The sequence below is a fragment of the Pantoea sp. Tr-811 genome, from assembly GCF_011752535.1.
Classification (GTDB): Bacteria; Pseudomonadota; Gammaproteobacteria; order Pseudomonadales; family Pseudomonadaceae; genus Aquipseudomonas.
In genome coordinates this window covers 1-15,460 of record NZ_VWXJ01000038.1, presented here as the reverse complement: position 1 = coordinate 15,460, position 15,460 = coordinate 1, and the positions used below count along the sequence as shown (strand labels likewise).

Sequence of the window (15,460 nt, the reverse complement as noted above, 5' to 3'; positions counted from 1 at the left end):
GGCAGATCAGTGTTGCATAAGCTGGATATCGGTCGGTTCAAGGACGGCCTTCGTCGCTATTTCAAAGGCTCCGAATCGCTCAACGGGCAGCCGCTGCCCGAGGTCAACAAGGCGCTGATCGAGGACGCACCACGCATAGTGCGCCTGACCATCTGGGGGGTGATCGCATTCTTCCTGCTTCTGATCGTCTGGGCCTGTTTTGCGCCCATCGACGAAGTCACTCGCGGCGAGGGCAAGGCCATTCCGTCGTCCAAAGTGCAGAAAGTGCAGAACCTTGAAGGCGGTATCGTTGCCGAGATCTACGCCAAGGAAGGGGAGGTGGTCGAAGTCGGCCAGCCGTTGCTGCGCCTGGACGAGACACGTTTCATCTCCAACAAAGGCGAGACCGAGGCCGAGCGTGTAGCCATGGCCCTGCGTGTCGAGCGCCTGAGCGCCGAGGTCGAAAACACCCCGCTGAACATCGACGAGAAACTGCGCCAGGCAGCCCCCAGCCAGGCGGCCAGCGAGGAAGCCTTGTACAACAGCCGGCGTCAGCAGCTCAGCGACGAGGTTAGTGGCCTGCAACAGCAACTGGTGCAGAAACAGCAAGAGCTGCGCGAGTTCAACTCCAAGCGTGCCCAGTACGCCAACAGCCTGCAATTGCTGCGGCAGGAAATCGCCTTGTCCGAACCGCTGATGGCCAAAGGCGCGGTTTCCCAGGTCGAGATCCTGCGCCTGCGCCGCTCCGAGGTGGAAACCCGTGGCGAGCTGGACGCCACCGAACTGGCCATCCCCCGCGCCGAAGCGGCGGTGAGGGAGGTGCAGAGCAAAGTCGAGGAAACCCGCGGTAAGTTCCGCAGCGATGCCCTCACCCAGCTCAACGAGGCCCGCACCGATCTGAACAAGGCCACTGCCACGACCAAGGCACTGGATGACCGCGTCAACCGCACGCTGGTCACTTCACCGGTGCGTGGCATCGTCAAGCAGCTGTTGGTCAACACCATTGGCGGGGTGATTCAGCCCGGCAGCGACATCATCGAGATCGTGCCGTTGGACGATTCACTGGTGATCGAGGCGAAAATCCTGCCCAAGGACATCGCCTTCCTGCACCTGGGGCAAGAAGCCATGGTCAAGTTCACGGCTTATGACTTCACCATTTACGGCGGGCTGGAGGCCAAGCTGGAGCAGATTGGCGCCGATACCATCACCGACGAAGACAAGAAGACCACCTACTACCCCGTTCGCCTGCGTACCACCAAGAGCCACCTGGGCACTGACGACAAGCCGTTGCAGATCATCCCCGGCATGATCGCCACGGTGGACATCAAAACCGGCAAGAAGACCATCATGAGCTACCTGCTCAAGCCGATCATCAAGTCCCGCACCGAGGCGCTTCGCGAGCGCTGACAAGGGCGAGGGCGGTCTGAAACCCCTGTGTGAGCGGGTACGCCTGCTCCCCCAGGGGCGCGCCGGCGTCCAACGCCTGGCTTAGATCAACCCGCCGTCTTCATCTTCCTGAATCAGGTTGTTCAAGCTGCCCAGTGCCTGGCGTGCCGTGGAGCGGTTGAGCAGCTTCGCCTGGGCGCCGGCGGGCAGGTCTGTGATGCTGATCACACCCTTGGTGGTCAGCACATCGATCAAGTCCTCCAGTACGCGAATCATGTCCAGGTCGCTCTGCTTGAGCTGGCGCAGGCTGTTCTCGACCACATCGTCGGCAAACCATTCGAGGATGTCGGTATGGTCGGCCGGGAGCGTTTCCGTGTACTCGGCATAGGGGGCAGCTTCTACCCGCAGCAACTGGCCGTCGGCGCTGCGTTGCACGTAGAACATGGCGTCATCCCTCGTCACGATGGTTCCTTGTTGGTTATCCGCAGCACGGGAAAGTTCACCAGGCAGGGGAGCCCGGCGCGTGAGTATGCGCTGCGCGAGGGTGGCAGGGAAGACCGTTCCTGCGGTGGCCAGATCAGGCCACCGCAGGAAACGGGTCAGTGGTCGACCTTGATGGTCGGGTCTGCGCCGCTGATCAGCGAGTTGACAGTGGTGTTCGACCAGTTAACCCCTTCGAGCTTGATGGTGACGTCCGCGGTACCGCCAGCGTTGAACTTACCTTCGGAACTCACTTGCAAGGTCGAAGTGCCATCGACTGTGGTGATCTTCAGGTAATTGTCGATGGTGCTTGCCGTCTCGCCCTGCAGCAGATCACGCAGGTCGAGGCGGTCGCCCTCGCTGGCCTTGAAGTCCTTGATCACGTCGTTGCCGTAGTCACCTGCTTTCCACACGAACAGGTCGGCACCGCTGCCGCCGACCAGGATGTCATCACCCGGGCCGCCGATCAGGGTGTCGTTGCCACTGCCACCCAGCAGGATGTCATTGCCTTTGCCGCCATCGAGGTAGTCGTTGCCACCCTGGCCGAAGATGATGTCATTGCCTGCGCCACCCAACAGGGTGTCGTTACCGTCGTTGGTCCCCGAGATGTCGAACTCGGTGTAGTGCTCGCTGACGTACTTGTGCATGGCCCGCGCGTCCACGTCGCCGATATCGACACCGGTCTTGCTGGCGACATAGGCTTGAATGGCTTCCACACCCGTACCGGCAATGGACGGGAAGGTCACCAGGTCGCCGAAGATGATGTCGTTGCCGTCGCCGCCGTTGACCGTATCGTTGCCCGGCGTGGTGGCTTCGGTGTGGCCGAGAATGGCATCGGCGAGCTTGCTCGGGTCGATGTTGGTCTGCGGCTTGCCATCGGTGTCGTACGGTTTCAGGTCCGTGGTGTTGACGTCACTGTTCAGGCCGATCGCTTCCACATCGGACAACGCCGCGAGAATCTTGAAGCTGTCGGTCGAATTGGTGGTCGTGTTGGTGGTGGTCGTATTACCGGTACCGGCCAATGTCGACAGCTCATAACCACCATTGCCTTCGGCATGCAGCTGGCCTGAAGTGCTGTAGCTCCACCCGTTCTTGTTGGTGTAGGTCTGCACTTGCAGGTTGCCGCTGCTGTCGATGGAGATGTAGTTGGTGCTGTTGATGTAGGCGTTGACGGTCATGCCCGCCTTGTAACTGATCGACGCGAGGTAATCGTCCAGCAGGACGCCAGACTTGCCGAGCGTTGGGTTGGTCTGCTCGCCGGTCTGGTAGTAGGTCGGCTTGCCATCGGTAATGAAGAACGTCTGGTTGCTGCCGGTGCTACCTGCATCCTTGAGCTGCTGGAACCAGTTGGCGGTGGTCTTGAAGGCATCCTCGTAGTTGGTACCACCACCGGACTGCAGGGTGTTCAAGGCCGCGAGCAAGGTCTTGAGGCCCGCATCGTTGAGGGTGACCGAAACGGTGCTCTTGACCTGGGTGGCGAAGTCCACGAGCAGGATGTTGACCACGCCCGACTGGGAGCCCTTGACGCTGGCGGCCAGGGTCTTGAATACCGACTCCAGCGAGGTCTTGGCCGCGCTCACGCCCGACGAACCCATGGAGCCCGAGGTGTCGACGATGAAGGCGATGTTGTAGTTCTGGCCCGGCACTACGTGCAGGCCGTTGACGTCCGACACGATTATGTCGTTGCCATCGGTACCGCTGATGGTGTCGCTGTCGGACGACAGGTTGCTGGTGGTGTAGGTCTGCGGATAGACCGTGACCTTGATGGTGCCCTCGGTCGTGGCGGTGCTGCCGCCGACGCTTTCGGTCGCGGTGGAGCTGACCTTCACGTCGAACTGGCCTTGGTAGTAGGCCGGCGGCTTGATGGTCAGGCTGCTCAGGTTCCAGCCGGTAACGTCCACCGCGCCGCTGCCGACGGTGATGGTGTGGCCCGCGCTGTCGGCCAGCACCGAGCCTTCCGGAATTCCGGAAAGCTTGACGCTGAGTTTCTCCGAGCCGTCAGTGTCGGTCAGCGCAGTGGTAATGCTCGCCAGTTTGACTGGAGCACCGTTCTCGCCGCCTTCGTTGAGCTTGTAGCCATCGTAGTAACCCACACCGTTGCTGCCGTGCAGGTCGGACACGGTCACCCCGGCGTTGGCCAGTGCGGCAACGCTTGGGTACATCGGGATGTTGGCGCTGCTCAGGTCGGTGACCGCGCCGCTGCCCACCTGGATGTTGACGTCCAGGCTGCCAGGGCCGGCCTGGTTGGCGCTGTAGATTTCCAGGGTGTAGTAGCCACTGGTGGTCGGCGTGAAGCTACCGGTGATGGTGCCGCTGGCGTTGGCCCAGGTGGCGCCGGCAACGTTCTTGCCGCCAATCACGATCTGCAGGCTGTCGTCGGCGGTGCCGCTGAAGGTGTAGGTCTTGCCGGCTTCCAGGTAGATCAGGCCCGAAGTCTTGGAGCCTGAGCCTGCAGTGATGCTGGCCGTGGTGTCGGCCGTGGTCACCGTCTCGGTCTTGCCTGCTTTGCCGGAGTTGGCGAACACGGCTTTCAGCGCATCACCGGTGATGCCGTTACCGTTGGTACCCAGCCCGGTGAGGCTGGTCCAGGTTTCCTTGACCAGGCCCAGCGAGTTGACGCTGTTGCTGCCGATGCTCAGGGTCGGCTTGTCGGCCACCGGAGTGATGTCCACTTTCAGCGTGGCTTGGTTACCCGCGTCCTTGCCGTCGGTAGGCGTGTACTTGATCTGCGCGTAGTCGGCCTGCTTGTTGCCCACGCCAGTACCACCGTAGCCGTCAATGCCCGATTCGTTGGCCAGCGGCACGAACTTGAGCTTGCCGGCCGCGATATCGGCCTGGCTGATGGTTTGGCCGGCCTTCACGTCAGTCCAGGTCGAGCCCACCAGCAGTTTCAACGTGCCGGCATCCGGCAGTTTGTTGATGATGATACCCAGGCTGGTCAGCGGCGAATCGACGTCGGTGACGTTGAAGTCGCTCCAGGCCAGAACCAGGTCGGTGTCTTCGGTGCCGGTCACCGCGCCGCCCGTGGTGGTTGGCGCATCGTTGACGGCGATCACATTGACCGTGGTGGTCGCGGTGTTCGACGTGTTGACGCCATCGGTCACCGTCACCGTGATGATCCGCGGCGTGGTGCTCGGGTCATAGCTGCTGTTGATGAAGGTGATGTTCTTGATCGCTTGAATATAGTCGGCAAGCGTAGCGGTACCGCTCAGCGTCAGTACCACTTTGCCGTCGGTGCTGTTGGCGTTGATGCTGATGCCGTTGACACTGTTGCCCAGGTTCAGCGCATCGCCTGGCTGACGGTTGGTCAGGGTCACGGTGGCGCCGGTCAGCATGGTGCTGTCGAAGTCGAAGATGGTGACGTCGACATCACCGATCGACACGCCTGCGCCTTTTTCGGTGAAGGTGGTCTGGTAGTCGGCGCCGGTCTTGCCACTGGAGTCGTTGGCGTCCAGGTCCAGTACTGGGGCTGGCTCGAAGATCTGCGTGGTGACGCTGCCAGCGGTGCCGCTGATGGCCAGGTTTTCGAAGTTGCCACCGGTGGCCGAGTCGATCTTGACCGTGAACTGCTCGGTGCCTTCGGTGATGTTGTCCTTGATGGTCGGGATGGTGAAGGTGGCCTGGCTGCTATTGGCCTTGATGGTCACCGTGGCCACACCGGTGTAGTCGGCCCCGTTGGTGGCAGTGCCGGAGTACACAAGCTTCACGACGACATCGGTCTGAGCCTTGTTGGTCAAGGTCAGGGTGTAGGTCGCGGTATTGCCCTCGGCAACGGCAGCGGTGCCATCGATGCTCAGGGTCGTGGTCTGGATGGTGTCGGTGACGGCAGTAACCGCCGCCTTGTTGCTTACGGTCAATTGCTCGAAGTTACCGCCCGTGGTGCCGGTAATCGTGGCCGAAACACTGCCTGCACTGATGTACACGTCATCGGCAGGCGCCGAGACCTTCACGCTACCGGTCGTCGCGCCGGCATCGATGTGAATCACCGCACCGTTGCTGAGCGTGATGTCCATGGCCGTGCCGGCCTTGTTGGTCAAGGTGGCGGTGTAGGTGATCTGCCCGCCTTCGGCGACGGTCTGGGTAGCGCTCAGGCTCAGACCGGTGTTGTCGATGGTGTCGGTAACCTTGGTTTCGGCATAAGCCGCATCAATGGTCAGCACCTCGAAGTCGCCACCGGTGGAACCGGTGATGTTGACCTTCAGGGTGCTTGCATCGATGTAAGGGTCATCTGCAGGCGCATTGATAGTCACACTGCCTTCAGTCTGGCCCTTGGCGATGGTGATGGTTTCACCATTGCTCAGGATCACCTTCATTTCGGTGCCCGCCGGGTTGCTCAGCTTGGCGGTGTAGGTGATCTGGCCGCCTTCTGGGACGGTGGCAGTGGCCGTCAAGCCAAGGGTGGTGGTGTCCTTGGTGTTCGGACCGTCGTTCACCGTGGTGCTCGGCGTGCCGACGGCAACCAGTTTCTCGTAGTTGCCGCCGGACATGCCGGTGACGCTGTTGGTCAGCGGCGCGTTGGTGGTGTAGACGTTGTTCGGCGCGGTGTAGTTGACCGAGCCTGTGCTTTCGCCCACGGCGATGGTGATGGTCTGGCCGTTGGCCAGGGAAATCACCAGCGGCGCCACGGTGACCGGTGCAGTAACGGTGGCGGTGTACACCACGGTGCCGCCTTCGACCACGCTGCCGGTGGCAGTGAGCGTCACGGTGCTGGTGTCGATGGTATCGGTCACGGCCGTTACAGCCGGGGTGCTGCTGATGTTCAGTTTCTCGAAGTCACCACCGGTGGTGCCGGTGATGGTCGTGCTGACGGTGCTGGCGTCCACGTACACGGTGTTTTTCGGCGCATCGACGGTCACGCTGCCTTCGGTAGCACCTTTGGCGATGGTGATGGTCGAGCCGTTGCTCAGGGTCACCTTCATTTCGGTGCCGGTCGGGTTGCTGACCTTGGCGGTGTAGGTGATCTGGCCGCCTTCCTGGACGGTACCGGTCGCGGTGAGGCTGACGTTGGTGGTGTCCAGGTTGTTCGGGTTGTCGGTGACCGTGGTGCTTGGGTTGCCAGCGGTAACCAGTTTCTCGTAGTTGCCGCCGGTTACACCGGTGATGCTGTTGGTCAGCGTCGGGTTGGTGTTGTAGACGTTGTTCGGGGCAACGAAGTTGACCGAGCCAGTGCTTGCACCGACAGCGATGGTGATGCTCTGGCCGTTGGCCAGGGAAATCACCAACGGCGCAACGGTGACCGGTGCGGTCACGGTGGCAGTGTAGGTGACGACGCCGCCTTCGGTGACCGAAGGGGTCGCGGTCAGCGTGACGGTGCTGGTGTCGATGGTGTCGGTCACGGCCGTAACAGCCGGGGTGCTGCTGACGTTCAGTTTCTCGAAGTCACCACCGGTGGTACCAGTGATGATCGCGCTGACGTTGCTCGCATCGACGTACACGGTGTTTTTCGGCGCATCGACGGTCACGCTGCCTTCGGTAGCACCTTTGGCGATGGTGATGGTCGATCCGTTGCTCAGGCTCACGGTCATCGCGGTGCCAGCTGGGTTGGTCAGCTTGGCGGTGTAGACGATCTGGCCGCCTTCCTGGACGGTGCCGGTCGCGGTGAGGCTGACGTTGGTGATGTCCAGGTTGTTCGGGTTGTCGGTGACCGTGGTGCTTGGGTTGCCAGCGGTGACCAGCTTCTCGTAGTTACCACCGGTCACACCGGTGATGCTGTTGGTCAGCGCCGGGTTGGTGTTGTAGACGTTGTTTGGCGCAACGTAGTTGACCGAGCCGGAGCTGTCACCCACGGCGATGGTGATGGTCTGGCCGTTGGCCAGGCTGATCACCAGCGCTTTCTCGGTTACCGGTGCGGTAACGGTCGCGGTGTACACCACGGTGCCGCCTTCGACCACGCTGCCGGTGGCAGTGAGCGTCACGGTGCTGGTGTCGATGGTGTCGGTCACGGCCGTTACAGCCGGGGTGGTGCTGACGTTCAGCTTCTCGAAGTCACCACCGGTGGTGCCGGTGATGGTCGTGCTGACGGTGCTGGCATCGACGTACACGGTGTTTTTCGGCGCATCGACGGTCACGCTGCCTTCGGTAGCACCTTTGGCGATGGTGATGGTCGAGCCGTTGCTCAGGGTCACCTTCATTTCGGTGCCGGTCGGGTTGCTGACCTTGGCGGTGTAGGTGATCTGGCCGCCTTCCTGGACGGTACCGGTCGCGGTGAGGCTGACGTTGGTGGTGTCCAGGTTGTTCGGGTTGTCGGTGACCGTGGTGCTTGGCGTACCAGCGGTAACCAGTTTCTCGTAGTTGCCGCCGGTTACACCGGTGATGCTGTTGGTCAGCGTCGGGTTGGTGTTGTAGACGTTGTTCGGTGCAACGAAGTTGACCGAGCCGGAGCTTTCACCGACGGCGATGGTGATGGACTGACCGTTGGCCAGGCTGATTACCAGCGCTTTCTCGGTTACCGGCGCAGAGACGGTGGCGGTGTAGGTGACTACGCCGCCTTCGGTCACGCTCGGGGTGCCGGTGAGCGTCACGGTGCTGGTGTCGATGGTGTCGGTCACGGCCGTTACAGCCGGGGTGCTGCTGACGCTCAACTTCTCGAAGTCACCACCGGTGGTGCCGGTGATGGTCGCGCTGACGCTACCTGCATCCACGTACACGGTGTTTTTCGGCGCATCGACCGTCACGCTGCCTTCGGTGGCACCTTTGGCGATGGTGATGGTGGAGCCGTTGCTCAGGGTCACCTTCATCTCGGTGCCAGCTGGGTTGGTCAGCTTGGCGGTGTAGACGATCTGACCGCCTTCCTGAACGGTGCCAGTGGCAGTCAGGCTCAGGCCGGTGTTATCCAGGTGAGCTGGATCGTCGGTGACGGTGGTGCTTGGGTTGCCAGCGGTAACCAGCTTCTCGTAGTTGCCACCGGTCACACCGGTGATGCTGTTGGTCAGCGGCACGTTGGTGTTGTAGACGTTGTTCGGGGCAACGAAGTTGACCGAGCCGGAGCTATCACCCACGGCGATGGTGATGGTCTGGCCGTTGGCCAGCGAAACCACCAGCGGGGTGCCGGTAACCGGAGCAGTGACGGTCGCGGTGTAAACCACGGTGCCGCCTTCGGTGACCGAAGGGGTAGCGGTCAGCGTGACGGTCGAAGTGTCGATGGTATCGGTCACCGAAGTGACGGCGGGATTCGAGCTGACGCTCAGTTGCTCGAAATCGCCACCGGTGGTGCCGGCGATGGTTACTTTCACTTCACCAGCATCGACATACACGGTGTTAGCCGGTGCCGGGACAGTGATGCTGCCTTCAGTCTGGCCCTTGGCGATGGTGATGGTTTCACCGTTGCTCAGGGCGACCTTCATTTCGGTGCCAGCTGGGTTGGTCAGCTTGGCGGTGTAGACGATCTGACCGCCTTCCTGGACGGTGCCGGTGGCAGTCAGGCTGAGGCCGGTGTTATCCAGGTGAGCTGGATCGTCGGTGACGGTAGTGCTTGGGTTGCCAGCGGTTTCCAGCTTCTCGTAGTTGCCACCGGTCACACCGGTGATGCTATTGGTCAGCGGCACGTTGGTGTTGTAGACGTTGTTCGGCGCAACGAAGTTGACCGAGCCGGAGCTATCACCCACGGCGATGGTGATGGTCTGGCCGTTAGCCAGCGAAACCACCAGCGGGGTGCCGGTAACCGGAGCAGTGACGGTCGCGGTGTAAACCACGGTGCCGCCTTCGGTGACCGAAGGAGTGGCAGTCAAGGTGACGGTCGAAGTGTCGATGGTATCGGTCACCGCAGTGACGGCGGCATTCGAGCTGACGCTCAGTTGCTCGAAATCGCCACCGGTGGTGCCGGCGATGGTTACTTTCACTTCACCAGCATCGACATACACGGTGTTAGCCGGTGCCGGGACAGTGATGCTGCCTTCAGTCTGGCCCTTGGCGATGGTGATGGTTTCACCGTTGCTCAAGGTGACCTTCATTTCGGTGCCAGCTGGGTTGGTCAGCGTGGCGGTGTAGACGATCTGACCGCCTTCCTGGACGGTGCCAGTGGCAGTCAGGCTCAGGCCGGTGTTGTCGAGGTTCGACGGATCGTCGTTCACCACGGTGCTTGGAGTACCAGCGGTTTCCAGCTTCTCGTAGTTGCCACCGGTCACACCAGTGATGCTGTTGGTCAGCGGCACGTTGGTGTTGTAGACGTTGTTCGGTGCAACGAAGTTGACCGAACCGGAGCTATCGCCCACGGCGATGGTGATGGTCTGACCGTTGGCCAGCGAAACCACCAGCGGAGCGCCAGTTACTGGTGCAGTGACGGTCGCGGTGTAAACCACAGTGCCGCCTTCGGTGACCGAAGGAGTGGCAGTCAAGGTGACGGTCGAAGTGTCGATCGAGTCGGTTACGGCCGTTACAGCTGGAGTCGAGCTGACATTGAGCTGCTCGAAGTCGCCGCCAGTAGTGCCGGTTACGGTGACGCTGACATTGCCCGCGTCTACATAGACGGTGTTAGCCGGAGCCGGAACGGTAATGCTGCCTTCGGTCTGGCCCTTAGCGATGGTGATGGTCTCACCGTTGCTCAGGGTCACCTTCATTTCGGTGCCAGCCGGGTTGGTCAGCGTGGCGGTGTAGATGATCTGGCCGCCTTCCTGAACGGTGCCAGTGGCAGTCAGGCTCAGACCGGTATTGTCGAGGTTCGACGGATCGTCGTTCACCACGGTGCTTGGAGTACCAGCGGTTTCCAGCTTCTCGTAGTTGCCACCGGTCACACCAGTGATGCTATTGGTCAGCGGCACGTTGGTGGTGTAGACGTTGTTCGGCGCAACGAAGTTGACCGAACCGGAGCTATCGCCCACGGCGATGGTGATGGTTTGGCCGTTAGCCAGCGAAACCACCAGCGGAGCGCCAGTTACCGGCGCTGTAACGGTCGCGGTGTAAACCACGGTGCCGCCTTCGGTGACCGAAGGAGTGGCAGTCAAGGTGACGGTCGAAGTGTCGATCGAGTCGGTTACGGCCGTTACAGCTGGAGTCGAGCTGACATTGAGCTGCTCGAAGTCGCCGCCAGTAGTGCCGGTTACGGTGACGCTGACATTGCCCGCGTCTACATAGACGGTGTTAGCCGGAGCCGGAACGGTAATGCTGCCTTCGGTCTGGCCCTTGGCGATGGTGATGGTTTCACCATTGCTCAGGGTCACCTTCATCTCGGTGCCAGCCGGGTTGGTAAGGGTAGCGGTGTAGACGATGCTGCCGCCTTCCTGAACGGTGCCAGTGGCAGTCAGGCTCAGACCGGTATTGTCGAGGTTCGACGGATCGTCGTTCACCACGGTGCTTGGGCTGCCCGCAGTTTCCAGTTTCTCGTAGTTGCCGCCAGTCACACCAGTGATGCTGTTGGTCAGTGGCACGTTGGTGTTGTAGACGTTGTTCGGTGCAACGAAGTTGACCGAACCGGAGCTGTCGCCCACGGCGATGGTGATGGTCTGGCCGTTGGCCAGGGAGACCACCAGCGGAGCGCCAGTTACGGGTGCAGTGACGGTCGCGGTGTAAACGACAGTGCCGCCTTCGGTCACGCTTGGCGAGGCGGTCAGCGTGACGGTCGACGTGTCGATGGTGTCGGTCACCGAAGTGACTGCTGGAGTCGAGCTGACATTCAGCTGCTCGAAATCGCCACCGGTGGTGCCGGTCACAGTCACGCTGACATTACCGGCGTCGACGTAGACGGTGTTAGCCGGTGCAGGAACGGTGATGCTGCCCTCAGTCTGGCCCTTGGCGATGGTGATGGTTTCACCGTTGCTCAGGGTCACCTTCATTTCGGTGCCCGCTGGGTTGGTCAGGGTAGCGGTGTAGACGATCTGGCCGCCTTCCTGGACGGTGCCGGTGGCACTCAGGCTCAGGCCAGTGTTGTCCAGGCGAGCCGGGTCGTCAGTGACGGTAGTGACTGGGTTACCGACAGTTTCCAGATGTTCGTAATTACCGCCAGTCACACCAGTGATGCTGTTGGTCAGCGGCACATTGGTGTTGTAGACGTTGTTCGGGGCGATGAAGTCCACCGAACCCGAAGTGGCATTGACCGGAATGGTGATGCTCTGGCCGTTGGCCAGCGAGATCACCAGGGCAGAGCCAGTAACCGGTGCCGTTACGGAAGCGGTATAGGTGACTACACCACCTTCGGTGACCGAAGGGGTAGCGGTCAGCGTGACGGTCGAAGTGTCGATGGTGTCGGTCACGGCAGTGACTGCTGGAGTCGAGCTGACATTCAGTTGCTCGAAGTCGCCGCCCGTAGTGCCGGTTACGGTGACGCTGACATTGCCCGCGTCTACATAGACGGTGTTAGCCGGTGCAGCAACGGTAATGCTGCCTTCGGTCTGGCCCTTGGCGATGGTGATGGTCTCACCGTTGCTCAGGGTCACCTTCATTTCGGTGCCAGCTGGGTTGGTCAGCGTGGCGGTGTAGACGATCTGGCCGCCTTCCTGGACGGTGCCAGTAGCGGTCAGGCTCAGCCCGGTGTTATCGAGGTTCGACGGATCGTCGTTCACCACGGTGCTTGGAGTACCAGCGGTTTCCAGCTTCTCGTAGTTACCGCCAGTCACACCGGTGATGCTGTTGGTCAGCGGCACGTTGGTGTTGTAGACGTTGTTCGGTGCAACGAAGTTGACCGAACCGGAGCTATCGCCCACGGCGATGGTGATGGTCTGACCGTTGGCCAGCGAAACCACCAGCGGGGTGCCGGTAACTGGAGCAGTGACAGTCGCGGTGTAAACCACGGTGCCACCTTCGGTGACCGAAGGGGTAGCGGTTAGCGTGACGGTCGAAGTGTCGATAGAGTCGGTAACAGCGGTTACAGCTGGGTTCGAGCTGACATTGAGTTGCTCGAAGTCACCACCGGTGGTGCCGGTCACAGTCACGCTGACATTGCCCGCGTCGATGTAGACGGTGTTAGCCGGTGCCGGAACGGTGATGCTGCCCTCAGTCTGGCCCTTGGCGATGGTGATGGTTTCACCGTTGCTCAGGGTTACCTTCATTTCGGTGCCAGCTGGGTTGGTCAGCGTGGCGGTGTAGATGATCTGGCCGCCTTCCTGAACGGTGCCAGTAGCGGTCAGGCTCAGCCCGGTGTTATCGAGGTTCGACGGATCGTCGTTCACCACGGTGCTTGGAGTACCAGCGGTTTCGAGCTTCTCGTAGTTGCCGCCAGTCACACCGGTGATGCTGTTAGTCAGCGGTACGTTGGTGTTGTAGACGTTGTTCGGTGCAACGAAGTTGACCGAACCGGAGCTATCGCCCACGGCGATGGTGATGGTCTGGCCGTTGGCCAGCGAAACCACCAGCGGGGTGCCGGTAACCGGAGCAGTGACGGTCGCGGTGTAAACGACAGTGCCGCCTTCGGTCACGCTTGGCGAGGCGGTCAGCGTGACGGTCGACGTGTCGATGGTGTCGGTCACCGAAGTGACTGCTGGAGTCGAGCTGACATTCAGCTGCTCGAAATCGCCACCGGTGGTGCCGGTCACAGTCACGCTGACATTACCGGCGTCGACGTAGACGGTGTTAGCCGGTGCAGGAACGGTAATGCTGCCTTCGGACTGGCCCTTGGCAATGGTGATGGTTTCACCGTTGCTCAGGGTCACCTTCATTTCGGTGCCAGCTGGGTTGGTCAGCGTGGCGGTGTAGATGATCTGGCCGCCTTCCTGGACGGTGCCGGTGGCACTCAGGCTCAGGCCAGTGTTGTCCAGGCGAGCCGGGTCGTCAGTGACGGTAGTGACTGGGTTACCGACAGTTTCCAGATGTTCGTAATTACCGCCAGTCACACCAGTGATGCTGTTGGTCAGCGGCACATTGGTGTTGTAGACGTTGTTCGGGGCGATGAAGTCCACCGAACCCGAAGTGGCATTGACCGGAATGGTGATGCTCTGGCCGTTGGCCAGCGAGATCACCAGGGCAGAGCCAGTAACCGGTGCCGTTACGGAAGCGGTATAGGTGACTACACCACCTTCGGTGACCGAAGGAGTGGCAGTCAAGGTGACGGTCGAAGTGTCGATCGAGTCGGTTACGGCCGTTACAGCTGGAGTCGAGCTGACATTGAGCTGCTCGAAGTCGCCGCCAGTAGTACCGGTCACGGTCACGCTGACATTACCGGCGTCGACGTAGACGGTGTTAGCCGGTGCAGCAACGGTAATGCTGCCTTCGGTCTGGCCCTTGGCGATGGTGATGGTTTCACCGTTGCTCAGGGTGACCTTCATCTCGGTGCCAGCCGGGTTGGTCAGGGTAGCGGTGTAGACGATCTGGCCGCCTTCCTGGACGGTGCCGGTGGCAGTCAGGCTCAGGCCGGTGTTATCGAGGTTCGACGGATCGTCGTTGACCACGGTGCTTGGAGTACCAGCGGTTTCCAGCTTCTCGTAGTTACCGCCAGTCACACCAGTGATGCTGTTGGTCAGCGGCACGTTGGTGTTGTAGACGTTATTCGGTGCAACGAAGTTGACCGAGCCGGAGCTATCGCCCACGGCGATGGTGATGGTTTGGCCGTTAGCCAGCGAAACCACCAGCGGAGCGCCGGTTACTGGAGCAGTAACGGTCGCGGTGTAAACGACAGTGCCGCCTTCGGTCACGCTTGGTGAGGCGGTCAGCGTGACGGTCGAGGTGTCGATGGTGTCGGTCACCGAAGTGACTGCTGGAGTCGAGCTGACATTCAGTTGCTCGAAGTCGCCGCCCGTAGTGCCGGTTACGGTGACGCTGACATTGCCCGCGTCTACATAGACGGTGTTAGCCGGAGCCGGAACGGTAATGCTGCCTTCGGTCTGGCCCTTAGCGATGGTGATGGTCTCACCGTTGCTCAGGGTCACCTTCATTTCGGTGCCAGCCGGGTTGGTCAGGGTAGCGGTGTAGACGATGCTGCCGCCTTCCTGGACGGTGCCAGTGGCAGTCAGGCTCAGACCGGTATTGTCGAGGTTCGACGGATCGTCGTTCACCACGGTGCTTGGAGTACCAGCGGTTTCCAGCTTCTCGTAGTTACCGCCAGTCACACCGGTGATGCTGTTGGTCAGCGGCACGTTGGTGTTGTAGACGTTGTTCGGTGCAACGAAGTTGACCGAACCGGAGCTGTCGCCCACGGCGATGGTGATGGTCTGGCCGTTAGCCAGCGAAACCACCAGCGGAGCGCCAGTTACTGGAGCAGTGACAGTCGCGGTGTAAACCACGGTGCCGCCTTCGGTAACCGAAGGGGTAGCGGTCAGCGTGACGGTCGAAGTGTCGATGGTGTCGGTCACCGAAGTGACTGCTGGAGTCGAGCTGACATTCAGCTGCTCGAAATCGCCGCCGGTGGTGCCGGTCACAGTCACGCTGACATTACCGGCGTCGACGTACACGGTGTTAGCCGGAGCCGGAACGGTAATGCTGCCTTCGGTCTGGCCCTTGGCGATGGTGATGGTCTCACCGTTGCTCAGGGTCACCTTCATTTCGGTGCCAGCCGGGTTGGTCAGGGTAGCGGTGTAGACGATCTGGCCGCCTTCCTGGACGGTGCCAGTGGCAGTCAGGCTCAGCCCGGTATTGTCGAGGTTCGACGGATCGTCGTTCACCACGGTGCTTGGAGTACCAGCGGTTTCCAGCTTCTCGTAGTTACCGCCAGTCACACCGGTGATGCTGTTGGTCAGCGGCACGTTGGTGTTGT

3 protein-coding genes are annotated in these 15,460 nt (G+C 61.1%); 1 reads left to right on the top strand and 2 read right to left on the bottom strand.

All coding sequences use genetic code 11. The annotated features are described in order from the left end of the window. Positions 1-21: 21 nt before the first annotated feature. Entirely contained in the window at positions 22-1,386 is a 1,365-nt protein-coding gene (locus tag F3J44_RS29050; RefSeq protein WP_205300256.1) for an HlyD family type I secretion periplasmic adaptor subunit, read from the top strand. An 81-nt stretch (positions 1,387-1,467) separates the two neighbouring features. Here the strand turns inward: F3J44_RS29050 and F3J44_RS29045 are convergent, their stop codons facing one another. Further along, positions 1,468-1,809: a tryptophan synthase subunit beta gene (locus F3J44_RS29045; protein WP_167277925.1), complete on the bottom strand. Its 342-nt coding sequence runs from the start codon at positions 1,807-1,809 to the stop codon at positions 1,468-1,470. Positions 1,810-1,964: 155 nt separating this feature from the next. Beyond that, positions 1,965-15,449: an immunoglobulin-like domain-containing protein gene (locus F3J44_RS29040; RefSeq protein ID WP_205300255.1), complete on the bottom strand. Its 13,485-nt coding sequence runs from the start codon at positions 15,447-15,449 to the stop codon at positions 1,965-1,967. Positions 15,450-15,460 lie beyond the last annotated feature (11 nt).

Excerpts from the sequence above, each read along its gene's own strand:
- F3J44_RS29045 (WP_167277925.1), bottom strand. The coding sequence starts at position 1,809 with ATGTTCTACGTGCAACGCAGCGCCGACGGCCAGTTGCTGCGGGTAGAA.